Source organism: Pleomorphomonas sp. NRK KF1, from assembly GCF_023721755.1.
Taxonomy (GTDB): Bacteria; Pseudomonadota; Alphaproteobacteria; order Rhizobiales; family Pleomorphomonadaceae; genus Pleomorphomonas.
In genome coordinates, this window is the sequence record NZ_JAMDLH010000002.1 from 265,620 (window position 1) to 288,957 (window position 23,338).

The following is a 23,338-nucleotide window of genomic DNA, read 5'->3' on the forward strand; positions in this document are numbered from 1 at the left end:
GTCCCGTCTTCGATCACACCGGATCGACGCGGTGGACGGCACGGTCCTCTCGGAAAACGATGTGGCGCGACACGATTGGATGATAACAAGCCCCTTCCGTAACCGGGACGTCCTTGAGGGTCTGCACCTTCCACAAGGTGCCATCGGGCATCTCAGCCTCGATTTTCAGAACAGGTCCGTAGTTGACGATGCGGCGAACTCGCACGCCCTCTCCGTTCAAGGACGGCGTCAGCGTGACGTCTTCGGGACGAACGGCGAAAAGCGCCTCTCCGTCGGGTACGGGCGCGTCGAGCTGAACATCGCCGACCCGGGCCGCTCCGCTCGTCACAACCGCCTTCAGCATGTTCATGTCGCCGATGAAGCCCGCAACGAAGGGCGTCTGAGGATAGGTGTAGATTTCAGCCGGCGTTCCGACCTGCTCGATACGCCCCATGCTCATGACGACGATCCGGTCGGCAATCGAAAGAGCTTCATCCTGACCGTGGGTCACGAACACGGTGGTGATGCCGAGCTTTTTCTGGATCTGCCGGACCTCCTCGCGCAGGCGGTCGCGCAAATGCTGATCGAGGCTGGCGAACGGCTCGTCCATCAAGAGGATCTTCGGCTCCAGCACCAGACAGCGGGCTATGGCCACCCGCTGCCGCTGACCACCGGAAAGCTGGGCCGGGTGGCGCTTGCCGTAGTCGGCAAGGCCGACCAATCTCAGGGCCGCGTCGACCTTGGCGGCGATCTCCGCCTTCTTCAGGCCGCGCAGCTTGAGGCCGAAGCCGATGTTGCCCTCGACGGTCATATGACTCCACAGCGCATGGCTTTGAAACACCATTGCGGTGGGCCGCTTTTCAGGCGGCGTCCGAGCGACGTCCGCACCGTCGATCAGCACCTTTCCACCGGTCGGCATTTCAAAGCCGCCGATAATCCTGAGCAGCGTGGACTTTCCCGAGCCCGACGGGCCGAGCAGGCAAATCAGTTCGCCGTCGGAGATGCGAAGGGACAGCGGTTCCAGCGCCACCACAGCGCCGAACTTCTTTCCGAGGTTCTCAAGCTCAAGCGTTGACATCGATACCTACCGTTTGAACCGGCCCTGGACGGGTTGTCAGCCGCCGAGCCCTCTGGCGAACGCATCCCCGCCGATGATGCGCCGCGCCATCAGGATGGCGACCAGCGACGGCACCCACAGCATGACCGACAGCACGGCGCCATACTGGACGACAAGCTGGTTGTTGATCATCTGCATCATCAGAAGCGGCATGGTGCGGATGCGCGGCGCCCCCACCAGCCATGCCCCCTCCGTCTCGTAGAAGGTCCAGACGAAGGTCATCAAAAGGGCCGCCGCTATGGTCGGGAAGGCCTGCGGCAATGTCACATAGCGGAAAACCTGCCAGGCGGAAGCGCCAACGTCACGGGCGGCCTCCTCCATTTCGCGGCTCACCGCCCTGAACGCGGCGGTCGGCAGCCAGATCATCAAAAGCAGCGTGTTGAGTAGCTGGATGACGACGACGCCCGTGAAGGTGCCGATGAGATCGAACGACAGGAAAAGCACGGCGATCGAGACGATGAGGGCAAAGCGCGGAAAGGCGTTCGCCATCAGGAAAGACATCATGAAGGCTGACTTCCCCGGGAAATCGAGACGGGAGAAGGCGTAGGCGGCCGGGAGACATATCACCGCCGACAGTGCCGTCACCGTCAGCGACAACTCCATCGAGGTGACGAAGGCGGCCCAGACGTCCGGCCGCGCGAGCACCAGCGACCAGAAACGGAAACCCCATTTGGTCGGCAGCACGGCCGGGTAAAACCACTGCTCGGCAAAGGCCCACAGAAAGACCGTAAGCACCGGCAACACGATGAAGAAAATCAGGAACAGCAGAATGCCGTAGCCGAAGACTTCGAAGCGCCGAGATGACAGGGCAATCATGTCCGATCCTCACGCTGGCGGCGGGCGATCGACCGGACATAGGCCACACCGGCCAGCGAACAGATCAGGAAGGTAATGGTCGCCTGGGTCGAAGCCTGCAGCGGATCGCGAACGCTTGAAAAGGTGCGCAGCATGAACGGTCCCATCATTTCCGGATTGGTCGGACCAAGCATGAAGGGCATCAGCACCTGCCCGAAAATGCCAAGGAAGTTCAATGCGGAGACGATCAGCAGCGAGTGCGTGATCTCCGGCGTGATGATGCTGACAAGGATGCGCAGCCGACCGGCGCCGACATCGCGCGCCGCCTCGATCGACGCATCGGAGACATTGGACAGCCCCGAGATCAGGATCAGCAGCGTCAAAGGCATGCCGTCCCAGATGAGGCCGACCACCGGCCCCCAGGGCGTCAGGTGCGGCGAGGCATAATGATGAAATCCGACGAGGGAGAGCAGGCTCTGCAGCCAGCCGTTAGGCCCCATGTAGCGGATGAGTGCATAGCAAATGATGATGCCCGGAACGAACATCGGAAACAGCGCCAAGGCCTGGATCACAGCCGCCAGCCGCCCCTTTGTGAAGCGCATGTAAAGGGCGATGGGCAGATTCACCGCTATGAGCAGAACCAGCGTCACCACCGTGGTCCACAGCGTACGGGCGAGATTGGCGAGGCTGTAACTATCGGTGAAGAAGAAGATGTAGCTCTGGAGGCTGAACGTGTAGCCGCCGCCAGGCGCGGGACGAACCAACGTTCCGATGATGGAGAGCGCGGCCGGATAGAACAGAAAGATCGCAATGGCGGTGACGGGGATGGCGATGAACGCCAATCCCCTCCAACCGCTGCGCAACGACATAGCGGTCGCGCTCATCGATCGGCCTCAGCGTTTGAGGTCGGAGGCGACGTTGCGGTACCAAGCCTCGAACAGGACCGGTTCCCAAGTACTGGGGAAAATAGGAATCGACTTGGGGGTCACCTTGGCGAACTTCTCCTGCAGGTCCTTGGACAAGAACTCCCACTTGATGCCGGGGAAACCGCCGAGGTCGGTGACGACACGATTCTGGATGTCCGGCGAGATCAGGAAGTCGGCAAGCTTCAGCGCCGCCTCCTTGTTGCCTGCAACGGACGGCACGATGACGCCCGAAAAACCGCCGGTGAAGGCGAGGTCCTGAAGCTGGGCGACGGCCGTCGTGTCCGGAACCACACCCTGGCTCATGGCCTGCAACGCCATGTCAGACCAGGCAACCGTCATGGCCACGGCACCACTGGCCAGAAGCTGGATCGATGCGGTGTTGCCGGAGGTGTATTCGCCGCCGTTGAACAGCGCCGGCTGAATGTCCTTCAAGAGTGGCCAAAGCTTCTCGAACATCGGCTTGGCATAGTCGTCGGTATAGTTGTCGGGCAGGAACAGCTCCGGTTTCTGGCCGGTCACTTCCTGCAGCGCGCGCTCGACGAAACAGGCGCCGCTGTCGCCGAGGTCCGGACGCGCATAGGCGAACTGCCCCGGATTGGCTTTGATCCACTCCACAAGACCGGCGAAAGTCGAAGGAGCTTCCTTGACCACCGCGGAGTTGTACATCAGCACGACCTGCGAGCCGCGGTAGGGCAACAGCGCCGGCGACTGGACGACCACCGGGTTGACCTTGTCGTAATTGCTGAGGCCCGCCTTGGCGAAGTCGATCCAGAGACCGGCTTCCAGCGAGCCGGCCGGATAGAAAGGCGCAGCCGCCTCAAGCATGTCGACCTGCGGATCCTTCTTGGCCTGGAAGGCCGCATAGGCGCGATCAGCAAGCGTATTGATCCCGGAACCACCGCCCCCAGGAACGAGGTTCATCGTCACGCCGGGATTGGCGGCCTCGAAACCGGGCTTCACCACCTGCGTCCAGAAGTCGATGACGTTGGTGTCGCTGTTGAAGAAAATGTCGAGAACGCCCGGTGCCGCGAAGGCGATACGCGGACCAGCCAGGAGCATACCAGCGCCCGCTGCGGAACACTTGAGAAAGTCGCGTCTCAGCATATGAACCTCCACTTCAGGCGCACGCCAACGGCGCCCGCCATTGCCGACGGGTCTTCGGAAAGACCAGTTCCCACTCCTCAAGCCGGCATTCTTTGAGCTTCTTTTGAGCCATGCTCGGCTATCTTAAATTCTTACCACGGACTATATCGAAGCTGTCAAGTATCCATTCCGAACCTGAGTCACTTTTGAACTCGGTCTTTCGTAGGCATTTCACCGGAGCCAAGAGGGGCCAGGTTATCGCTGCGAGGGGCGCTTCATCGCGCCGCATCGCCGCACGCCGTTGAGCGTCATCCGATGCAAAGAAAGGAATTTTCCGTTTATTTATATGGGCCTTTCCACCTCCCGAGAGGGAAGGAGAGGCACTTGGCAGGCACAGCAAGCGACATCAGCCACCGTTCCTATCGGCCGCGCCCAATTTGATCATCACTAATGATTAAATTGCCGACAAGATCTTCCGGCCCTTGCCGATGCGTTTTTGAGCCCAAGCCCTCCGGCGTTGCCTCCACGACGTCGACGCTCCCCGCCTTCGAGAATACCGACACCGATCAGACTTTCTCGACGAAAGGGGATTCGTTCACGCGGTCCGATGGCCGATCAAGCACCATGACCCATGGCGATCGTTCCGATCGCCGTCTGCAGCAAACATGTTTGGCGCCGAGGAGACAAGAAGCCTTGCACGCGACGAGTTCCCGCAAGCGCAAAGTCAGTCAGACGTTCTTCAGCCTGGCCGCCGGCTACTCCTCTGGCGACCAGTCCGGGCCGGTGCTGCGCATCCAGGGATAGGCGAAACTCGCGAACTTCTCCGCGACCTCGGGAGCGCCCGGCCGCTGGCGCGCCACGGCGGCGATCAGCGCCTCGATCAGAGACAGGATCGCCGTGTCGGACGGCGGGTGCATGGAGTGATAGGCCGTCACGAACAGCGTCTGGTCGGCCAGCGGGACGAGCGGCGAATCCAGAAAATCGGTGATGGCCAGAACGGGGATGCCGGCCCGCCTCGCGTAGCGCGTCATGATGATGGTGTCGCGCATGTAGAGCGAGAAGGCGATCGGGATCAGCAGGTCGTTGGGGCCGTATTTGAACAGCTGCCGCGCCACGCCGACCATGCCGCCACCATTCTCGGGGCTGCGCGTCGGGATGCCCGTCATTTCCAGTCCGCAGGCAAGCATTCCCGAGAGTTGGGCGGCGTTCTCGAATCCCAGCACAAACACCTTCTCAGCCCGCGCGATCATGTCGACGGCCCGCTCGGTCGTAGCCGGATCCAGGGAGCGCAGCGTCGCTTCGATGTTGGCGATATCCTCCCTGAGCGACGCCTCAAGCACTTCGAAGGCGCTGCCCGCTTCGGCCCGATGCCTCTTCATCGCATCAACCGGCTCGAACAGCTTCTCAAAGCCCCGGATGAGCTCGGCACGGAACTCGGCGTAACCGGAAAAGCCGATCAGGCGGGCGAAGCGGTTGGCGGTGGCGACCGACACGTCGGCGCCCACGACGGCCTCGTGGATGCTCATGCGGGCGACCTTGAGCGGCTCGGCCTTTACGAGGTCGGCGAACCGCCGAACGGCGCCCGTCATCTCTCCGTATTTCTCAGCGATGCGCTGGGCCACGACCGTGGTGTCCGGCAAACGCCCCTGAGGATTTGACTGAAATTGTGGCATGGCTGCCTTTTCATCGCGCTTGGAATTCTAGTAACATATGCTAGCCTTGGATGTAACAATAAGTACAGCCGAACATCGACCGCCAGCCCGTCAGATAGGAAAGGACGCCTCCCCGATGCCTGTCGATCCCGTTTTCTCCCCGATGTTGAGCCGCCGTCAACTCCTGCGCGCATCCGCGGCTGCCGGCCTTGCAACAATGCTGCCGGCTTCCCTGGCCTTCGCCGCCACACCACTCAAGCTCGCCATGGGTTGGGTACCCAATGTCGAGCACGCCGGCGTATGGATCGCCCTGGAGAACGGGTATTACGCCGCCGAGGGGATCGACTTCAGCTACAGCCCTGGCGGTCCGAATGCCCCCGACCCGCTCGTTGTGCTGGAATCGGGCAAGGCACAGTTCGCCGCCAGCGACTGGCTACCGTTCATCGACGCCTACGAGAAAAACAACGATCTGGTCATCCTGGCCTCGGCCTTCCCGACCAGTCCGGCGGCCCTGCTGTCGCTCGCCAAGAAGCCCGTGCGGGAGCCAAAGGACCTCGTGGGCGCCCGCATTCTCGGCCAGAGCCCCGCCAACAAGACCATCATCGAGATCATCCTGCGCAACGCCGGCCTGCCGCTCGAATACACCATGGTTCCCACCGGCTTCTCTCCGGAGCCGCTGCTGGCCGGCGATGGCGACGCCTACTTCTGCTTTGCCACCAACCAGCCGATCACGCTGGAGAACATGGGCATGGTCGAAGGCAAGGACTTCTTCGTTACCTTGCAGGATACGCTCGGCTACAAGGCGCCCGGCGGCGTGCTGGTCGCCCACAAGTCCTTCGTCAAGGAAAACCGCGCCGCCATCGTCGGCTACTTCAAGGCCTACATCAAGGGCTGGAAGGAAAACGCCAGGGATCCCAAGGTGGCTGCCGAACTGACGGTCAACAAGTTCGGCGCCGATCTAGGGCTCGATATGGACCAGCAGATCCGCCAGAACGAGCTGCAGATTCCCCTGACCACGGCCGCCGGCTCGGACAAGCTGTTCTGGTTCGACCCGGCCCTGGTGGATGGTCCGATGGCGGAGGTTGCCCGCCTGTCCGGGCACAAGGACGTGCCCCCGGCCAAGGATCTGATCGATCTCGGTCCGCTCGAAGAGGCGCTCGCCGCCAGCTGAGAACGTCCCATCAACGACACCCCGCCGGCCCCGCCCTAGTGGAGCGAATTTGACATTTGAGTCCCGCCTGACATAGAGCGCTCGCTCAAATGTCAAATTCAAAAGCTCCACTAGCCCAATAACTTGCTAGTGGTTCTCTTGACCGAGACATTTGCTCTGAGGCCAGTATCACGCGGATGCAAATGTCTCGGTCGAACCACTAGGGGCCGACGAGGGCGTTCGCAGTTCGCAGGCATTCATGTCCGACAAGCCCGCCATCCGCATCGATCGCGTCAGCAAGACCTTCCGCCTCGGCGACGGAAAGGAACTGTCGGCACTGGTCGATATTGACCTGACGATCGCCCCCGGCGAGTTCGTCGCCCTGCTCGGACCGTCAGGTTGCGGCAAGAGCACGATCCTCCGTCTCGTGGCCGCACTGGAAGGGGCGACGGCCGGCCGCGTCACCATCGAAGGCAAGGCACCGGCCGACCTCTGCCAAAGTCATCGACTTGGCGTAGCGTTCCAGGATCACGCCCTGCTGCCCTGGCTCGACATCGAGGCCAACGTCGCCCTTCCCTTCCATTTGGCCGGGCGATCGGTCGACAGAGCGCGGGTCAAGGACCTGATTGCCCTCGTCGGTCTGGCCGGTTTCGAGAAGGCCCGCCCCAAGCAATTGTCGGGCGGCATGCGCCAGCGCGCCTCCATCGCCCGCGCCCTGGTGCTGGAGCCTGAAGTGCTTCTGCTCGACGAGCCGTTCGGCGCTCTCGATGCCGTGACGCGCCGCCAGATGAATGTCGAGCTGCAACGCATCTGGAGCCTCCACCGCATAACGACGCTGCTGGTCACCCATTCCGTCGATGAAGCCCTGTTTCTCGCTGACCGCGTGGTGGTGATGAGCGGCCGACCGGGCCGGATTATTCTCGACTTGCCGGCTCCCTTCGCCCGCCCGCGTGCGCCGGCCGTGATGCGCGAGCCGGCATTCCACGATCTGGTCGACAGGCTGACGGAAGCACTCGAACCTGAGGGCGCGCCCGCATGATCTCCGCACGTAGCCAGTCCTTCGTGCTGGGTTTGATCGGCATAACGCTGTTTCTGATCGCCTGGGAGGTGATCGGCATCTATCGCCTCGCCGGCCTCACCTGGCCGCCCTTGTCGACCGTGCTGGCCTTCCTGACGACCCCGGCCAAGTTGCCTCTGTTCGGTCGGGCCGCAGCGGCCAGCTTCACGTCCGTCGCCCTCGGCTATCTTTGCGGCGCCTTCGGCGGCCTCGCCCTGGCGATCATCAGTCACCTGATCGCGCCGGTCCGCCCCGGTCTCGACCGGCTGGTCGCCGTCATCCATGCCATTCCGTCGATCGCGCTGGCACCACTGTTGATCGTGCTGGCCAGCGCCGATGCGACACCGCCTATCATTTCGGGCCTTGGTGTCGGCTACATCTTCTACGTCGCCGCCACATCGGGGCTGGCAACCGCAAGCGCCTCGCACCGCGACCTGTTCGCCGTGCTGGGCGCGAGCCGGCTTTCGGTCACGCTGAGGCTCGATTTGCCGTCGGCTCTGCCGGCCATTGCATCCGCCATGAAGCTGTCGGTGCCGATCGCCTTCATCGGCGCCATCATCGGCGAGTGGTTCGGCGCCTCGCGCGGTCTCGGCCTGCTGATCGTTTCGGCCATGCAGAACTTCCAGATTCCGCTGCTCTGGAGCGCGGTGCTGATCACCGCCGTCGCTTCGCTCGCGATGTTCGCCCTGTTCAGCCTCACGGAACGCCTGGTGCAGGAGCGCATGCGATGACCGCCGCCATCGCCCCTCTCGCTCACCTCGTGCGCCGCTACTGGGCCGTGACGCTGATCGTCGTAGCCTGGCAGATCTGGGTTTCGGCGGCTGGCCTCTCCTCGATCGTGCTCCCTGGCCCACTGGCCGTCGCGGCGGACTTCGCAGGCGATCCGCTGAGCTACGCCAGACCTGCCGCCCTTACGTTTGCCGTTGCCATCGTCGGCCTGCTGCTCGGCTTTGCGTTGGGGGCGGGACTGGCGATACTCAGTTGGTCGTCGCGTATCCTGAACGGCCTGCTGACCCCGCTCGGTCTGATTTTCACCTCGATCCCGGTGGTGACGCTGATCCCGATCATCGCCCGCCTTCTCGGCTATGACGTCCGAACGGTCATCGCCATCGTCTCGCTGATCTGCTTTTTCCCCGCCTTCGTCTACGTTGGCGCCGGCCTCAGGGCCTTGCCTCCGGGCAGCGATGACCTATTCCGGGTGTTCGGCGGTTCGCGCCGGCAGCGGTTCACGCGCCTGGTGCTGCCGTCGGCGGTGCCAAACCTGATGCTGGCCTTTCGCCTGACCGCGCCGGAGGCCGTGCTCGCAGCCGTCGTTGCCGAGTTTCTCATGGGCACCGATGGCCTCGGCTACATGTTCCGCAAGGCCGCCGGCGAGTTCGATACCGAGCGGGCGCTCGCCACATCCCTGATCGCCACCATCACCTCGGTGGCCTGTTTCGGCTTGGCTCTCGCCGCCGAGCGTCGCGTTCTCCGCCGCTGGACCTGATCCGGCGCGACCCAAGATCATCCGGACACCGCTTTGACACAACGGGCGCTGGATCGAACCGCGGGCGGTTTGACCGCCCGCATCAAGACAGTGAAAGGATAACAAGATGGTCAAGGTTCAGCAGCCCCCCGATCCGTGGCAGCGCACCACCACCGAGCACGGCTTCTTTGCCGACGAGGTCATCTCCGCCCTGCAGAAATGCACGCGGCGTGGCATGACCGACAACGTCCTGCTCCTCGGCTGGGAAATGTTCATCACCAGTCCGGAAATGGAGGAGATGATGTGGTCGCGCCTCTGCGTGATGGCGGTGGAGGACATCGGCCTCGGCAATCCCAATGCGCCCGTCCTGATCGAGACGCTCTACCAGCAGCACAAGCGCTATCCGCGCCCGGCCGGCGATCGCTTCCTGTTCGCCGCCCACGCCATCCGCGTCCTGACCAAGAGCGAGAAGGACCGCACCTCCGACGACATGGTCAACTGGGCGAAGCGTTCCATCGAGCTCGGCGACAACCTGCCGGAAATCCCAGACGTCGCGCTCGACATGCACACCCGGCGCGGCCAGGAGATGGGCCGCGACTACCTGTTCTTCATGTCCGAGGCCTCGCGCGTCATTCCCGAGATCAAGGACAAGGAGCAGAAATACAGGGACTGGATCATGAAGGCGCTCTCCGACGGGAGGCTGACATGAGCCGGCCGCGCGCCTATCTTGCCGGGCCGGAGGTGTTCCTCGCCGACGGCGCGGCCATCATCGCCGCCAAGAACGATCTAGCTCTATCCTACGGCTTCCTGCCCAACGGCATCGCCGAGGACGAGCTCGACCCAGCCGGACTGTCACTTTTCGAGTTTGGCCACCGCATCAGTCTTGCCAACGAGAAGGCCATGCGGGCGTCGGACCTGATCGTAGCCAACCTGACGCCATTCAGGGGCATCTCGGCAGACATAGGTACCGCCTTCGAGCTCGGCTTTATGTGCGCCCTCGGCCGGGCGGCGTATGGTTACACCAACACCGTACGCCCCTATTTCGAGCGCCTCAGGGACGACTACTACCAGGGGGCCATCGCTAAAGCGGCGGATGGCGCAACGCGTGGCCCCGATGGCATGATGGTCGAGGATCACGGGATGGCGGACAATCTGATGATCGACGGCGGCATCGAGACGCTCGGCGGCATCCTCGTCCGGCGACAGGTCGAACAGGACCGCGTCTGGTCCGACCTTTCCGCCTTCGAGGATTGCCTCAGGGCGGCGGCGGTCCGCTTCGGGTTGGCCAGTCCCGCCTGAGAGGTTCGCTCGAAGCTTGTCGAGCGTCGAGCGAGGTTCTTCTGCGACGAAGATGTGGCGGCGATACAAGCGCCGCCATATCCATCGCGTCGCAAAGCCATCCATTGAAAGCGGCGGTAGCGGACCGGCAGCTTTCGCCCGCTCCTTGTATTGCCCGGAACGAATACCTATCCTCTTTTTTCGTGATCGTTCTTCACGGCCATGACACCCGGCATGATCGGGACCCAAGGAAGTGCGATGCAAGAAAGACGGATTCAGCAGGCAAGCTTCGTCGTACTGCTGGTGCTGTCGTCGATCGCCTTCATTTGGCTGATATTCCCCTTCTACAGCGCGATCTTGTGGGCGGTGGTCCTCGCAATCCTGTTTCATCCCTTCCACAGGGCCGTTTCTCTTCGGCTGCACGCACACCGCAACATCGCAGCCGGGATCAGCGTGCTCGTCTGCGTCTTCGTTGTGCTCGTTCCCGCCGCCTTCGTCTTCACGGCGGTGGCGCGCGAGATATCGAGCCTCTACGAATGGCTGTCATCGAACAACATAGACCTGGCCTCGCTGGAGGAGCGCATTCGCGCGGCTTCGCCCTCCTTCATCATCGAGGCCTTCGACCACATCAGGCTTGGCTCGGTGGACGAGTTGCAGGAGCGCTTCAACTCGATCCTGGGACAGGTCACCCAATGGGCGGCACCGCAGGCCCTGGGCATCGGTCAGGGAGCCGCCCAGATCATCATCGTCGGCGGCGTGATGCTGTATCTGCTCTTCTTCCTTTTTCGTGACGGCGCCAGACTGTCGGTCGCCATTCGAAAGGCGAGCCCGCTGACAGATCAGCAGACAGACCGGTTTCTGAGGAAGTTCTCGGACGTGATCACGGCGACCGTCAAAGGCAACGTGGTGATCGCCCTCATTCAGGGGACGATCGGCGGGATCGTCTTCTGGCTTCTGGGCATCAACGGCGCACTCCTCTGGGGTGTGGTGATGGCGCTTTTCTCCCTGCTGCCGGTGGTTGGCGCGGCTGCTGTCTGGGTTCCCGCCTCAGGCTATCTGCTGCTGTCGGGAGAGTTTGCCAAGGGGCTGGCGCTCATCGCAGCGGGCGTGCTGGTCATCGGGCTGGTCGACAACCTCTTGCGGCCTCCCCTGGTCGGAAAGGGGGCGCGAATGCCGGACTACGTGGTCCTTATCTCGACGCTCGGAGGCATTACGCTTCTCGGCGTCAATGGATTCATCGTCGGCCCGTTGATTGCGGCGCTTTTCATCACGGTCTGGTCCATGGCCTCGGACAGGTCGTCCTGGCCGTAACGGCCGTATTGCCGACAACGCCTCAAAGGCGAAACCTGGCCGTCATTGGGCCGACAGTCGGCGCATCTGGCGGATCTGCCCGACGAACCCCATGACGCCGATGGTACGGGCAATGTCGGAAAGCATGGCCACATCGGCAAGCAGGCCGCGCCAGAGGCCGCGCTTGGTGGCCTTGGCAGGACTTGCGACCTCCGGCCACTGGACGATGGCGATCGGCCGTCCGGTCGCAACCAGAAGCTCGTTGAGGAAAACCTCGAAACCGAAGCGGCAGAGACGATCCAGTGCCTCCAGCCGACCGGCGATAAGTTCCATCGGCACGACGCGCTCGCCGGAAATGTAGTCGATGCCGATGCGCCGCCAAACCCAAGGCGAGTTTCCGCGCAACGACACTGATGCGTAAGCTGTCCCTGTCGCGACAGGGGCGATCAGCGAGCTGATGACGGCCGGCGTCAATCCGAGAAGGTCGGCATCGATCAGCACGACATGGCTGGTGCGTACTGTTTCGAGTCCGAGGCGAAGCGCCCGAGTCTTGCCGCCATTGCATGGCGTGCGCAGCACCTCGGCGCCATATCGCAAGGCGATATCGCCGGTGCCGTCGGTCGAGCCGTCATCGACGACCACGACCCGCTCGAAGCTCGGGTGGCCGACCACCGCGGCGAGGACGCCGGGCAGGCGCTCCGCTTCGTTGAATGCCGGCACAAGGCAGGTGAAGGTCGGGGCAGTCATCGGTGAACTCGTCTGCGACGAAGATAGATGACGCTGAACAGGCCCAGGCCCAGCGCCAGCACAATCAAGGCCGCCTCGCCCGACAGCCACTTGCCGATGGTTTCATAGGCGCTGCCGAACAGGTAGCCTAGGACCACGAAGAACAGACTTTTCGGAATGCTCGCCAGGGTATTGGCGACAAGGAAATCCACGAAGGGCATGCGGGCGGCGCCGGCGGCAGTCAGGGCAGCAAAGCCGGCGGCGTGGGTCAGCTTGGCTGCGACGAGAATACGAGTGCCGTTGCGCCGGAAGCCCCGCATCAAACAGAACAGCCGCCGTCGCGACAGGCCCAACCGGTCACGCCATGTTGGGCTGAGACCGCCGAGCGCCAGCCGACCAAGCAGATACATCAGGCTGTCGCCGACAATATCGGCGACGATGACACACGGAACGATCTGCCACAGGCTGAGGATCGACAGGCTTGCCAGATAGCCGGCGATAACCGTGACGATAGGCCCCTCAAGAACTGCAAGCGGCGTCAACACCCACAAGCCATAACTCGATATCATCGAGATGAGCTCGGCATGCTCAATCATGGTCGGCCAAGACCGGCGTCATGGGCTCGTCGGAGCCGTGCGGCGAAATGGCGTTGCCACGCCACTCGATGTCGCGCTTCAGAAAGGTCGCCAACCACAGGGCCGGCAGGAGCACATCCCTGAGCGGCAATGCCAGAATGTCGCGCCAGGCCGACGGCCAGCCGGCGCGGCGCATCAGGACGATTTCGGCGCCATACCAGATCGTGGCAACGGCCGGCAGCAGCACGATGGACATGTCGAGCCGGGCAGCGGCGATTGCCGCCAGCGCGAATGGCACCATCGGCCCGTTGAACGGTTCGGCGGCGAACAGAAGCGGGAAGCCGTCGCGGCGGACGCGGCTCCAGCGGAGTTGGCGGTTCCACACGTCGCGAAACGATCGCCGGCCGATCGGCTGGGCGAACGGCAGCGGCGTCAATCGCACCTTGAGACCGGCGGCGCGCACCAGCCTGGTCGCGTTGACGTCCTCCGCGAGATATCGCCCGAGCGCCTCGATACCACCGGCTTCGTTCAGCATCTTGCGATTCCAGAACAGCGTCTTCCCCTGGGCGAAACCGTTGCCGAGGCTGTCGGAGGCGAGCTGCAAGCGCGCCTGATTGCCGTTGAGAAAGGCGCATTCCAGCGAACCCGCCAACCCTTCGGGCCGTTCGCCGATCGGTGGGGAGGAAACAAGGCCGGTTTCTTCGTCCCAGGAAGCGACAACGGTGGCGAGATAATCGGCTGGGAGACGCAGGTTGCTGTCGGCCATGCAGACCCAATCGGTGTCAGCCGCCTGCCATCCAGACCAGAGGTTATTGAGTTTTGGATTGTGGGTGACCCGCCGCTCACCCGTGAAAAGGCGAGCCGGCCGGTTCGGATGCTTCGCGATCAGTTCCCGGAGCAGCGGCACCGACGGATCATCGTCCGACGGAGCACAGAAGATAACCTCGTAGTCGGGATAGTCCTGCTCGAACGAACTCGCTAGCGTTTCCCTGTCGAACGCCTCGCGGCCACAGACCGGGCGTAGCAGGGTCACCCGGGGCGTGCTGATCGTACCTTCCTGCGGCGTCTGCCGGCGCAAGCGAAAGAGATAAAGACTGACAGTGAGGAGATGAGCGGCAAGCAAGGCTGCGGCAAGAACGATCACGGCTTCTGTCATGCGTGGACCACCTGGGCTTCAGTGAGGAGGCCGGCGCCGGAAATCGACAGGGCCCGGCCGTCGACCAGATGCAGGCGGCCATTGTAGTCTTCGGTCAGACAAGTCATGCTTGTAACCCAGTCGCCACAGTTGGCATAGAGCAGACCGTGGCGGTCGTGAATGCCGGCCATGTGGTAATGGCCGCAAATGACGCCATCGGCGTCGCGCTGACGCGCCAGTTCGACCAAGCGGTGTTCGTGTCCCCGCCCGAAGTGCAGCGCGGTGTTGACCGCCGCGAACGCTTTGTCGATCTTCCCGCCCCAGACCCGTGCGCGACAGTCTTCTGTCGGCACCACGGCGGCGCAGACCAGGCGGGCAAGACTCTCCAGATAGGTCCCGATGCGCGTCAGAAGATGGCTGCGAATGAAAGCCCTGTCCTGGTGGTGACCATGAACCACCAGATATCGCCGTCCGTCGGCCGCGACATGAACGACCTCATCGCACGCTTCAACCGGCAGGCGTCGACCATTCGGGACGAGGGACGGCTCAGGATCATGATTTCCGATGAGGTAAATGAGCTTGGCTCCTTCCGCATGCCGCCGGCGAAGGTGCTCGATCACTGCATCGCAGGCCGTGGCGCGTCCCAGGGAGAACGGTACGCCGGCATCGAGGATGTCGCCAACGAGCATGTAGGTGTCGGCCCTGTTTTGCTCAAGGAAGCGCAGAACCAGATCTGCACGCGCTCCAATCGCACCAAGATGCAAATCGGAGAGGAACAGGGTGCGGTGGCGGCGGATCGGAGCCTTCTTGGGGGCGGGATCGGACAAGGCGCTCTCCTTCAGTTCCTGCATCTTCTCCATGAACAGAAGATCGGCTGATTACCCGCCAAAGAAACTTTGCAGGATGATGACGGTTCCACCGGAATCGGCGACCGATGACCCGGACTCCCGCTAAACACACAGAAATATTCAGCCGGACGAGAGGAATACAATTCCGCCGCCGTAAATCCGCAATATTAGGCTCATCCACCAGTTTGTGGCGGAGAGTATGATTGCTGCAATACGGTGACATTGCGGCGCCGAACTGCAACGGACATCCTCTTGCGATGAAATGGATGTGATCGACCGGCGGAACGACGCCTTGCCCTTCAGGCGAACATGATCTTTCCTGCGCGTCCGGACAGGACGGGAGCACCAGCTTGAACATCCGCGACATCAGGACGCAGCGCTTGCTCGACCTCATCGAGGGGCGTGACGAGCCGTTGGTCCTGATCGAGGCAATGGCCGGCATGGGAAAGTCTTGCCTGCTGGGCGACCTTGCCGCGGCGAAACAGGCTCTCCTCGTCCGAGACAGCCGTCCGCCCGAGACATCCGATCGGCTTTGTCTCTGGGATGTCCCCTCCAGTGGTCATGTCGAACCCCTGCCCGACCTTGCCGGCAGCGACAGGTTGGTGATTGCCAAGCGTCCGGCCATGCGACTACCTGGCCTTGATCGGTGTGTCGCTTTCGGTGCCGTCCACCGATTGTCCGAGGCGGCACTGCTCTACCAGACCGAAGAGCTCGTCGCCGCCTTCGGCGAGGAAAAGGGGACCGAGGTCGTGGCAACGACCGGGGGCTGGCCGCTGCTGATCGACGCGACCGGTATCCGCTCCGTTGAGCCGGCCGTCCTCACGCGCTTCATGGCCGACGAAATCCTGTCCGAGCTGCCGGCCGAGACGCTCGCCCGCCTTGCCATGATGCTCGCAGGACGCAGGGTGGCCGATGTCGAACCACCGCTTCCACTCGCCCGCCTCGATGCCTCCGGCGCATGGATGATCGGAGGGACCGCACTCGCCCTCCCGCTCGCCGACGCACTCGTGTCCGAACAGCGCCGCCGCATCGCCGATCCGGATCTGCGAACGGCATTGGTCGAGGCGAGCCGGAAGCTGGGGTCGGTCACAGAAACCATCCTCGACATGCAAAAGGCCGGCGAGTTCGAGGCCGCCGAGCGCCTGCTGGAGACCGAGCACAGCTGGTACTATCTCTATTTTCACGGCGCCGAAGCCTTTGACGCCGTTCTGGCTGGCTTTCACGATGAGGCGAGCCGCCAAAGCGATACCGTTGCGCTCTGTCGGGCCCTGCAGGCGCTGAAACACGGCGAAGTTTCGCTCGCCCGCCGCTTGCTGGCCGACCGCTTCGGCAGCGAGACGCTCGATCCGGCCCGCGTCCTCGGCGACCGCAAACGCTACTCAGTGGAGTTCCGCAGCTTTCGCCTCGTCATGCTGATCTACGAGGACATCCCCCTCACCGACGAACTCCTGCACGTCGCCTTTGCCATTCTGGCCGACCTGCCGATCGAGGCGCACTTGCTGAGAGGCAGCATCTACAACGCAATCCTCGAGTTCTACCTCCGCTCGCGCCGGTTTGCCGAAGCGGACGATGTGGCCGAGAGGGCGCTGCGCCACTACCGGATTGCCGGGGCCAGCCTGCTCGCCTTCTACATTTCGCTGCACCTCGCCATCATGCGCCTGATGGCGGGGGACGCCAACGCCGCCGGCGAATGGGCGGACGAGGCCGAGCGCGACATCGCCAGTCTCGGCTTCGACAGTCCGCACGATGGGCTCCTTCTCAAGCTTCTCAAGGGATGCGTCGGCTACGAAGCGGGCAACGACGAGGCGCTGATCCTGTTTCTCAATCGGGATCTCGAACAGTTTTCGCACGGTGAGATCTGGCCGACCCTCGTCGAGTTCGCACTTCAGTACGGCAGCCAGGCCCTGTCGCGGCGCTACTCGACCATCGCCGCCCGCTCCTTCCTCGATCGCTGGCGGGTTTACCAAGTCCAGAACCGCCAGTTCCAGATGATGATCGACAGCCGGGAAGTGATGGTGATGCAGAACGGCAATCGGTGGCGCGAAGCCGCCGATCGGCTCGCCCAGCTGCCGACGCCGGTCACGCAGGCCGTCGCCTCGAACGCCCGGCTGCTTGCCCGCCTCGGCGATCGTGACGAGATTGCCGTCGCGCTCTGCTGGCTTCGGCATATGGTCTTCGAGACGCCGACGCGAACCGACCTTGTCGAATGCCTCGCCGCCATCGAAGCCAACCTGGCGCTCACGGCGCGCCAGCGCATCGGCGTGCAGATCTGGAGCGCCTATGTCTTCAAGCGGCAACGCGACCTGACGCGGGCGCGCGCCCAACTGCAGACGACCTTCGAAACGGCGGCGCGCAACGGCTGTGTCGGCTCGTTGTCTGAAGAGCTGGTGTTTCTCTCCGACCTGCTCGCCAACCGCCGCATCGCCGATTTCCTATCGACTGTGAGCGAGGCGCGCCAGGTGCTGCGCCGTCTGCGCGATTTCGGCCTCGGCAATTCGGGCCTAGGGTCGCGCAACGGCCTGTCGCGCCAGGAGACCAAGGTGCTGATCATGGTCACCGAGGGGGCTTCCAACAAGTTCGTCGCCAAGATGCTTCATATCTCCGAGCCGACGGTGAAGTTCCACCTCGGCAACGTCTATCGCAAGCTCGGCTGTCGCCGCCGCAAGGAAGCGATCGCCGCCGCCCGGGCGCTTGGACTCGTCGGATAAAGGGATCGACACCAAGACCTATACCTTTTTGCGCAAAACCTATCCGTCTGGTCACTTGAGAACCGTTCTCGGCTTTCGCAACATCGTCACAAGTCAAGAGGCGAGAAACGTCCGAAACGACCGCGACCAAGGATGGGGCCCTACTGCCCGGTCCGACAACCAGCGGCGGCTCAAAACCAGCAAGAGGGGTCCCAACCAATGAACCGCAAGTCCCGCATTCTTTCGACAGTCTTTGTTGCCGCCGCAGCCTCGGGGCTGGCCGGCGGCGCAACCCAGGCCAAAACCGTCGTCACCATGAATACCGTGCAGATCTTCGGCTCGATCGATCCGGCCAAGATCTCCGACTACACGGACTACATGGCGGCGGTGAACCTTTACGACGGGCTCGTCAACGTTGACCCGGCCGGCAATCTCGTTCCGGAACTCGCCGAAAGCTGGACGGTGTCCCCCGATACCAAGGAAGTCACCTTCAAGCTGCGCGCCGACGCCAAGTTCTCCGATGGCACACCCGTCACCGCCGCCGATGTCGTCTACTCCGTCGAGCGTCTGCTGCGGATCAACCAGGGGCCAGCAAACCTGTTCGCCGACGTGCTAAAGCCCGGCGCGGTGACCGCCATCGACGATCACACGGTGAAGTTCACGCTGTCGAAGACCTTCGCGCCCTTCCTGGCGACGGTACCGGCGATCATGGTGCTGAATTCCAAGGTCGTCGAAGCCAATCTCGGAAGCGACGACGGCCAGACCTATCTTGCCACGAACGTCGCCGGTGCCGGCGCCTATACGCTGACGAGCTGGGACCGCGGCTCGCAGATGACAATCGACCGCGACCCCGACTACTATAAGGGGTTCGGAGCCGGCCCGATCGACGAGGTGCGCTGGATCATCACCAACGACGAAGCCACCGTGCGCTCGCTGGCGGCGTCGGGCGAGCTGACCATGTCCTCGCAGTACCAGTCGCCCGAGACCTACAAGGCTCTCGAAGCCATGGGGCGCTTCAAGATCGTCGCCGAGGACACGCCGACCGCTTTCTATCTCAAGCTCAACTCGAAGGTGGCGCCGACCGACGACCTGCACATCCGCAAGGCCATCGCGCTTGCCACGGACTACGCCACCATCCGGGACGTCATCGTGCCGGGCGGCGAGCTCAACGGCCCGCTTCCCAAGAACTTCGCCGATTTCTACGCCAGCGACCTGCCGGCTCCCCAGTACGACCTTGAAGCCGCCAAGGCGGAGGTCGCCAAGTCCAAGTACGCCGGGCAGAAGATACCGATCACCCTCGGCTATGTCGCCGGAACCAAGTTCGAGGAAGAAATCAGCCTGCTGATGCAGGCCAATCTCGAGCAGATCGGCTTCGTCGTGACGCAGCAGGCCGATCCGTGGAATCGCATCACCGAGCTCGCGAGCAGGGTCGAGACGACCCCGGCGGTCAACCAGATCTTCTTCTCGCCGACCTACCCCTCGCCGGACTCCATGTTCTTCACGCAGTATCATTCCAAGGCCGCCGGCACCTGGGCGTCCATGGAATGGGTACAGGATCCGGAAGTGGACAAGCTGATCGACGACGCGCGCGCCACGACCGACAAGGCGGAGCAGTCAACGCTTTACAAGACGCTTCAGCACAAGCTCGTCGATCTGCAGGCCGACGTGTTCCTGCAGACCCAGACGGTGCAGCACGCCATGGACAAGTGCCTCGACGGGTTCAAGGCGGTGCCGATGCAGTCCTTCGACTACGACTTCACCAAGTATAGCTGGACCTGCCAGTAGGCGAGCCGGGCAACCGACGGGCGCTGACGCCCGCCTCGTGAGTTCGCGGAAGTGCCCCCTGCTTTCGCGGCGCTGGGCCGGTGCGAAGACCAAACATCGCGCCGGCCCCATTTCCCGATGCCCTGGAGACCGCTCCTTGGAATTCCTTCGTTTTCTCCTGCGACGCGTCCTGTGGTCGCTGCTGGTTCTGATCGGGCTGTCGATGGTGATCTTCATCATCGCCCGCGCCGTTCCGGGCGATCCGGCACGCATGGCGCTGGGGCCGACGGCGACGCAGGAGCAGGTCGCCGACCTTCAGAAGAAACTCGGTCTCGACCGACCGATCGTCGAACAGTATGGCCTGTTCGTCGTCGGCCTGGCTCATGGCGACCTCGGCCGCTCGCTGCTCACCGAGAGACCCGTCAACGACGACATTCGCGATACGTTCGCCGCGACGCTCGAACTGGTGCTGGCAACCGTCTTCATCGCCATGGTGCTCGGCGTGCCGCTTGGCGTCGTTGCCGCCTACTGGAAGGATCGCTGGCCCGACAATGTGGTCCGGATCGTCGCCATCTTCTCGGCGGTGACTCCGAGCTTCTTCCTGGCTCTCCTTCTGCAAATCCTTGCCGGCTACGTGCTGCACATCCTGCCGACGACCGGCCGGCTGCCGCCCAATTTCGACTTTGCGCCATCCCACACCGGCCTGGTGCTGATCGATGCGCTGATCGCCGGTCGCCCGGATGCCTTCCTGGAAGGGTTGCGCTACCTCTTGCTGCCGGCCGTGGCGCTGGCGGCCGCCACCATGGGCCAGATGGCGCGCATCACCCGTTCCTCGATGATTGACGTGTCGAGCCAGGACTACATCGAGGCGAGCCGCGCCTTCGGCGTACCCGAATGGATCCGCGTCTGCAAATACATGCTGCGTCCGAGCTTCGTGCCGCCGCTCACCATTCTCGGCCTCGAATTCGCGTCGCTGATCGGCAACGCCTTCGTGGTGGAGCTGGTGTTCGCATGGCCCGGCATGGCCGCCTATGGCATCCGTACCATTCTCCAGAAGGACCTCAACGCCGTTATGGGCGTGGTGATGGTGTCCGGCGTGTTCTTCGTTCTGGTCAACCTCGTCATCGACTTGCTGGTCGGCCTCGTCGATCCGCGCGTGCGCATTCGGGGGAGCCGGCAATGAGCGACGACATGGTCCTGCGCGAAGATGCGCCGCGCCTCTCCAGCGCCTATCAGAGCTGGTATCGGTTCTCGCGCAATCCCACCGCGATGATCGGCCTCGTCATCGTGACCGTCTGCGTCCTGGCCGCCCTTCTGGCACCCTGGATCACGCCCTACCCCGACCATATCGGCGCCGTGGTCAACTTCCGCGCCCGCCATCTGCCGCCGTCGACGGAGTACTGGTTCGGCACCGACAATGTCGGCCGCGACATCTTCACCCGCGTGATCTTCGGCTTCCGCGTGTCGCTGCTGCTGGCGGTCGTCGTGCTCGGCACGGCCATCCCCATCGGGACGATCCTCGGCCTCACCGCCGGCTACTTCGGCGGCTGGGTCGAGACCGTCATCATGCGGTTCACCGACATCGCCCTCGCCATCCCTCCTCTGGTCATGGCGCTGGCGGTGGCGGCCGTCCTGTCGCCCGACCTCGTCAACTCCATGCTGGCCATCGCCGCCCTGTGGTGGACCTGGCACACTCGCCTCATATACTCGATCACCCGCCAGCTCAGGGCGCGCGAATTCGTCGAGGCGGCGGAAACCCTCGGCGCCAGCAAGTTCCACATCCTCTTCCGCGAGATCCTGCCCAACTGCGTTTCCGCCATCGCGGTGAAGACCTCGCTCGACTGCGGCTTCGTCATTCTGGTCGGCGCGTCCCTGTCCTTCCTCGGCCTCGGCATCCAGCCGCCGACCCCGGACCTCGGAACCATGGTCGCCTCCGGTTCGGCCTTCCTGCCCGACTACTGGTGGGAATCGGTGCTGCCCGGCTGCGCCATCCTGTTCATCGCCCTCGGGTTCAACCTGCTCGGTGACGGCTTGCGCGACCTCTACGACGTGGAGAACGTACGATGAGCGAAGCCCTGCTCTCCGTCCGCGACCTGTCGGTCGAGTTCACGACATACGGCCGCACACAGCCGGTTCTGCGCGGGGTCAATCTCGACGTCCCCGCCAGAAGCCACGTGGCGCTGGTCGGCGAAAGCGGGTCCGGCAAGACGGTGACCATGAAGTCGATCATGGGCCTCCTGCACATGCCGCCGGCCAGCATCAGCTCCGGCGCCATTCTCTATGACGGCCGCGATCTCCTGACCATGTCACGACGCGAGCGCCTGAAGCTCACGAGCACCGACATGTCCATGGTGTTCCAGGACCCCATGAGCTCGCTCAATCCCGTCTTCACCATCGCCGACCAGATGTCGACGATCCTGAAATACGCCGACAGGCGGCTGGGCCGCTCGCGGTCGGGGCGCGAGCGCATGCAGCGCGTCCTGGAGGTGCTGGCCCAGGTGCGGATGCGGGAGCCGGAGCGCGTGGCTCGCTCCTACCCCATCATGCTGTCGGGCGGCATGCGGCAGCGCGTCCTGATCGCCATGGCGCTGCTGTCGGAGCCGCGCCTGCTGATCGCCGACGAGCCGGGCACGGCGCTCGACGTCACCACACAGGCGCAGATCTTGAAGCTGCTCAAGGATCTCGTCGAAGAACGGGGACTGGCGCTGTTGATGATCACCCACAATCTCGGAGTGGTGCGCGAGACCTCCGACTATGTCTACGTCATGCACAAGGGCGTGGTGGTCGAGGAGGCGCCGACCGCCGATCTGTTCGCCTCCCCGAAGGTCGACTACACGCGATCGCTGATCGACGCGGTGCCACGCCTCACCGGCGCCCGGCCGGCCATGCCGGTGGAGGCCGCGCCATGAACGCCAGGCAAAGCCCCCTTCTCGAGATCGTCGACCTCGCCAAGACCTTCCCCGTCTACAACGCCTTCGGCAGCCGGGTCGGAGAGGTGACCGCCGTCGACCACGTGTCGTTCTCCATCCGGCGCGGCGGGGTTTATGGCCTTGCCGGCGAGAGCGGATCGGGAAAGTCGACGATCGCCCGGCTGATCATGGGCCTTCTGACCCCGACCGGCGGCGACGTCCTGCTCGCGGGAAGCAACATTACCGGCACGCTCGGCACCCGCGCCCATTCGCGGCAGGTGCAGATGGTGTTCCAGAACCCTGGGTCGTCGCTCAACCCGCGCCGAACCATCGGCCAGTCCGTCGCCGTGCCGCTTGAAGCGCACGGCCATCCGAGAGCCGACAGGCGACGCCGCATCTCCGAACTTCTGGAGATGGTGCAACTGCCGGCCAGCTTTGCCGAGCGCTATCCGCACGAGCTGTCCGGCGGCCAGAAGCAGCGCGTCGCCATCGCGCGGGCGCTCGCCGTCGCACCGCAGCTGGTCGTCCTCGACGAGCCGACTTCGGCGCTCGACGTTTCGGTCCAGGCCAAGGTGATCGACCTGCTCACCAGCCTCGGTCGGCAGCTCGACCTCACCTATCTGTTCATCTCCCACGACCTCAGCCTGATGCGCAACTTTGCCGACGAGGTCGGCGTGCTCTATCGCGGCCGTATCGTCGAGAGCGGTCCGACGGCCAAGGTGTTCGAGCATCCGGAGCACGACTACACCCGCCTTCTCATTGCCTCCGTGCCCGTGATCTCGGCGGAGGAAGAAGCGCTGAGACCCAAAATCCCACTGATCGACGGAGAAATTCCGACGGCGGAAAAACTGCTCGCCCTCCGGGAGAGCCAACGAACAATCGAAGTTCCCAAGAGGACCTGA

22 protein-coding genes are annotated in these 23,338 nt (G+C 63.5%); 13 read left to right on the forward strand and 9 right to left on the reverse strand.

The window, feature by feature from the left end; genetic code table 11:
* Positions 1-13 precede the first annotated feature (13 nt).
* The 5 genes from M4J39_RS06620 to M4J39_RS06640 all read right to left on the reverse strand — a co-directional run bounded on the left by M4J39_RS06620 (position 14) and on the right by M4J39_RS06640 (position 5,522).
* Positions 14-1,057 carry an ABC transporter ATP-binding protein gene (locus tag M4J39_RS06620; protein ID WP_251727034.1) on the reverse strand — a complete coding sequence of 348 codons (1,044 nt, stop codon included), beginning with the start codon at positions 1,055-1,057 and terminating at the stop codon, positions 14-16.
* A 36-nt stretch (positions 1,058-1,093) separates the two neighbouring features.
* Complete coding sequence (locus tag M4J39_RS06625; RefSeq protein WP_251727035.1) at positions 1,094-1,912, reverse strand: ABC transporter permease; 819 nt, start codon at positions 1,910-1,912, stop codon at positions 1,094-1,096.
* Positions 1,909-2,775: an ABC transporter permease gene (locus M4J39_RS06630; RefSeq protein WP_251727036.1), complete on the reverse strand. Its 867-nt coding sequence runs from the start codon at positions 2,773-2,775 to the stop codon at positions 1,909-1,911. Before M4J39_RS06630 ends, M4J39_RS06625 begins: the two co-directional genes overlap by 4 nt.
* Positions 2,776-2,784: 9 nt before the next feature.
* On the reverse strand, positions 2,785-3,921 hold the full coding sequence (locus tag M4J39_RS06635; protein WP_251727037.1) for an extracellular solute-binding protein: 1,137 nt from the start codon (positions 3,919-3,921) through the stop codon (positions 2,785-2,787).
* A 734-nt stretch (positions 3,922-4,655) separates the two neighbouring features.
* The gene (locus M4J39_RS06640; protein ID WP_251727038.1) at positions 4,656-5,522 is read right to left on the reverse strand and encodes a MurR/RpiR family transcriptional regulator; all 867 of its coding nucleotides are present in this window, start codon (positions 5,520-5,522) and stop codon (positions 4,656-4,658) included.
* A 247-nt stretch (positions 5,523-5,769) separates the two neighbouring features.
* Here M4J39_RS06640 and M4J39_RS06645 point away from each other — a divergent pair, with 247 nt between their 5' ends.
* The 7 genes from M4J39_RS06645 to M4J39_RS06675 all read left to right on the forward strand — a co-directional run bounded on the left by M4J39_RS06645 (position 5,770) and on the right by M4J39_RS06675 (position 11,813).
* On the forward strand, positions 5,770-6,723 hold the full coding sequence (locus M4J39_RS06645) for an ABC transporter substrate-binding protein (RefSeq protein ID WP_251727039.1): 954 nt from the start codon (positions 5,770-5,772) through the stop codon (positions 6,721-6,723).
* A gap of 238 nt (positions 6,724-6,961) precedes the next feature.
* Complete coding sequence (locus tag M4J39_RS06650) at positions 6,962-7,741, forward strand: ABC transporter ATP-binding protein (RefSeq protein WP_251727040.1); 780 nt, start codon at positions 6,962-6,964, stop codon at positions 7,739-7,741.
* Entirely contained in the window at positions 7,738-8,490 is a 753-nt protein-coding gene (locus M4J39_RS06655; RefSeq protein ID WP_251727041.1) for an ABC transporter permease, read from the forward strand. The genes M4J39_RS06650 and M4J39_RS06655 overlap by 4 nt, the downstream gene beginning before the upstream one ends.
* Positions 8,487-9,245 carry an ABC transporter permease gene (locus M4J39_RS06660; protein WP_251727042.1) on the forward strand — a complete coding sequence of 253 codons (759 nt, stop codon included), beginning with the start codon at positions 8,487-8,489 and terminating at the stop codon, positions 9,243-9,245. The genes M4J39_RS06655 and M4J39_RS06660 overlap by 4 nt, the downstream gene beginning before the upstream one ends.
* A 106-nt stretch (positions 9,246-9,351) precedes the next feature.
* The gene (locus M4J39_RS06665; protein WP_251727043.1) at positions 9,352-9,933 is read left to right on the forward strand and encodes an AAA family ATPase; all 582 of its coding nucleotides are present in this window, start codon (positions 9,352-9,354) and stop codon (positions 9,931-9,933) included.
* The gene (locus tag M4J39_RS06670) at positions 9,930-10,523 is read left to right on the forward strand and encodes a nucleoside 2-deoxyribosyltransferase (protein WP_251727044.1); all 594 of its coding nucleotides are present in this window, start codon (positions 9,930-9,932) and stop codon (positions 10,521-10,523) included. Before M4J39_RS06665 ends, M4J39_RS06670 begins: the two co-directional genes overlap by 4 nt.
* Positions 10,524-10,760: 237 nt before the next feature.
* Positions 10,761-11,813 carry an AI-2E family transporter gene (locus M4J39_RS06675; RefSeq protein WP_251727045.1) on the forward strand — a complete coding sequence of 351 codons (1,053 nt, stop codon included), beginning with the start codon at positions 10,761-10,763 and terminating at the stop codon, positions 11,811-11,813.
* A gap of 42 nt (positions 11,814-11,855) precedes the next feature.
* Here M4J39_RS06675 and M4J39_RS06680 read toward each other — a convergent pair whose 3' ends face one another.
* The 4 genes from M4J39_RS06680 to M4J39_RS06695 are packed head-to-tail and all read right to left on the reverse strand — an operon-like array spanning position 11,856 to position 15,079.
* A complete protein-coding gene (locus tag M4J39_RS06680; RefSeq protein WP_251727046.1) occupies positions 11,856-12,539 on the reverse strand; it encodes a glycosyltransferase family 2 protein in 684 nt (227 codons plus the stop codon).
* Positions 12,536-13,114, reverse strand: coding sequence for a DedA family protein (locus M4J39_RS06685; protein WP_251727047.1), 579 nt, complete (start codon positions 13,112-13,114; stop codon positions 12,536-12,538). The genes M4J39_RS06680 and M4J39_RS06685 overlap by 4 nt, the downstream gene beginning before the upstream one ends.
* Complete coding sequence (locus M4J39_RS06690; protein ID WP_251727048.1) at positions 13,107-14,249, reverse strand: ceramide glucosyltransferase; 1,143 nt, start codon at positions 14,247-14,249, stop codon at positions 13,107-13,109. Before M4J39_RS06690 ends, M4J39_RS06685 begins: the two co-directional genes overlap by 8 nt.
* Positions 14,246-15,079 carry a UDP-2,3-diacylglucosamine diphosphatase gene (locus M4J39_RS06695; protein ID WP_251727049.1) on the reverse strand — a complete coding sequence of 278 codons (834 nt, stop codon included), beginning with the start codon at positions 15,077-15,079 and terminating at the stop codon, positions 14,246-14,248. The genes M4J39_RS06690 and M4J39_RS06695 overlap by 4 nt, the downstream gene beginning before the upstream one ends.
* Before the next feature lie 347 nt (positions 15,080-15,426).
* Here M4J39_RS06695 and M4J39_RS06700 point away from each other — a divergent pair, with 347 nt between their 5' ends.
* The 6 genes from M4J39_RS06700 to M4J39_RS06725 all read left to right on the forward strand — a co-directional run bounded on the left by M4J39_RS06700 (position 15,427) and on the right by M4J39_RS06725 (position 23,338).
* On the forward strand, positions 15,427-17,784 hold the full coding sequence (locus tag M4J39_RS06700) for a helix-turn-helix transcriptional regulator (protein WP_251727050.1): 2,358 nt from the start codon (positions 15,427-15,429) through the stop codon (positions 17,782-17,784).
* Positions 17,785-17,982: 198 nt separating this feature from the next.
* Entirely contained in the window at positions 17,983-19,548 is a 1,566-nt protein-coding gene (locus M4J39_RS06705; protein ID WP_251727051.1) for an ABC transporter substrate-binding protein, read from the forward strand.
* Between the two features lie 136 nt (positions 19,549-19,684).
* Entirely contained in the window at positions 19,685-20,710 is a 1,026-nt protein-coding gene (locus M4J39_RS06710) for an ABC transporter permease (RefSeq protein ID WP_251727052.1), read from the forward strand.
* A complete protein-coding gene (locus M4J39_RS06715) occupies positions 20,707-21,594 on the forward strand; it encodes an ABC transporter permease (protein WP_251727053.1) in 888 nt (295 codons plus the stop codon). The genes M4J39_RS06710 and M4J39_RS06715 overlap by 4 nt, the downstream gene beginning before the upstream one ends.
* Positions 21,591-22,436 carry an ABC transporter ATP-binding protein gene (locus M4J39_RS06720; protein WP_251727054.1) on the forward strand — a complete coding sequence of 282 codons (846 nt, stop codon included), beginning with the start codon at positions 21,591-21,593 and terminating at the stop codon, positions 22,434-22,436. Before M4J39_RS06715 ends, M4J39_RS06720 begins: the two co-directional genes overlap by 4 nt.
* Positions 22,433-23,338 carry an ATP-binding cassette domain-containing protein gene (locus tag M4J39_RS06725; protein ID WP_251727055.1) on the forward strand — a complete coding sequence of 302 codons (906 nt, stop codon included), beginning with the start codon at positions 22,433-22,435 and terminating at the stop codon, positions 23,336-23,338. The genes M4J39_RS06720 and M4J39_RS06725 overlap by 4 nt, the downstream gene beginning before the upstream one ends.

Bases quoted from the DNA above. Each gene is read 5' to 3' on its own strand.
- M4J39_RS06620 (WP_251727034.1), bottom strand. From the start codon at position 1,057: ATGTCAACGCTTGAGCTTGAGAACCTCGGAAAGAAGTTCGGCGCTGTG.
- M4J39_RS06625 (WP_251727035.1), bottom strand. From the start codon at position 1,912: ATGATTGCCCTGTCATCTCGGCGCTTCGAAGTCTTCGGCTACGGCATT.
- M4J39_RS06630 (WP_251727036.1), bottom strand. From the start codon at position 2,775: ATGAGCGCGACCGCTATGTCGTTGCGCAGCGGTTGGAGGGGATTGGCG.
- M4J39_RS06635 (WP_251727037.1), bottom strand. From the start codon at position 3,921: ATGCTGAGACGCGACTTTCTCAAGTGTTCCGCAGCGGGCGCTGGTATG.
- M4J39_RS06645 (WP_251727039.1), top strand. From the start codon at position 5,770: ATGCTGCCGGCTTCCCTGGCCTTCGCCGCCACACCACTCAAGCTCGCC.
- M4J39_RS06650 (WP_251727040.1), top strand. From the start codon at position 6,962: ATGTCCGACAAGCCCGCCATCCGCATCGATCGCGTCAGCAAGACCTTC.
- M4J39_RS06655 (WP_251727041.1), top strand. From the start codon at position 7,738: ATGATCTCCGCACGTAGCCAGTCCTTCGTGCTGGGTTTGATCGGCATA.
- M4J39_RS06660 (WP_251727042.1), top strand. From the start codon at position 8,487: ATGACCGCCGCCATCGCCCCTCTCGCTCACCTCGTGCGCCGCTACTGG.
- M4J39_RS06665 (WP_251727043.1), top strand. From the start codon at position 9,352: ATGGTCAAGGTTCAGCAGCCCCCCGATCCGTGGCAGCGCACCACCACC.
- M4J39_RS06670 (WP_251727044.1), top strand. From the start codon at position 9,930: ATGAGCCGGCCGCGCGCCTATCTTGCCGGGCCGGAGGTGTTCCTCGCC.
- M4J39_RS06675 (WP_251727045.1), top strand. From the start codon at position 10,761: ATGCAAGAAAGACGGATTCAGCAGGCAAGCTTCGTCGTACTGCTGGTG.
- M4J39_RS06680 (WP_251727046.1), bottom strand. From the start codon at position 12,539: ATGACTGCCCCGACCTTCACCTGCCTTGTGCCGGCATTCAACGAAGCG.
- M4J39_RS06685 (WP_251727047.1), bottom strand. From the start codon at position 13,114: ATGATTGAGCATGCCGAGCTCATCTCGATGATATCGAGTTATGGCTTG.
- M4J39_RS06690 (WP_251727048.1), bottom strand. From the start codon at position 14,249: ATGACAGAAGCCGTGATCGTTCTTGCCGCAGCCTTGCTTGCCGCTCAT.
- M4J39_RS06695 (WP_251727049.1), bottom strand. From the start codon at position 15,079: ATGCAGGAACTGAAGGAGAGCGCCTTGTCCGATCCCGCCCCCAAGAAG.
- M4J39_RS06705 (WP_251727051.1), top strand. From the start codon at position 17,983: ATGAACCGCAAGTCCCGCATTCTTTCGACAGTCTTTGTTGCCGCCGCA.
- M4J39_RS06715 (WP_251727053.1), top strand. From the start codon at position 20,707: ATGAGCGACGACATGGTCCTGCGCGAAGATGCGCCGCGCCTCTCCAGC.
- M4J39_RS06720 (WP_251727054.1), top strand. From the start codon at position 21,591: ATGAGCGAAGCCCTGCTCTCCGTCCGCGACCTGTCGGTCGAGTTCACG.
- M4J39_RS06725 (WP_251727055.1), top strand. From the start codon at position 22,433: ATGAACGCCAGGCAAAGCCCCCTTCTCGAGATCGTCGACCTCGCCAAG.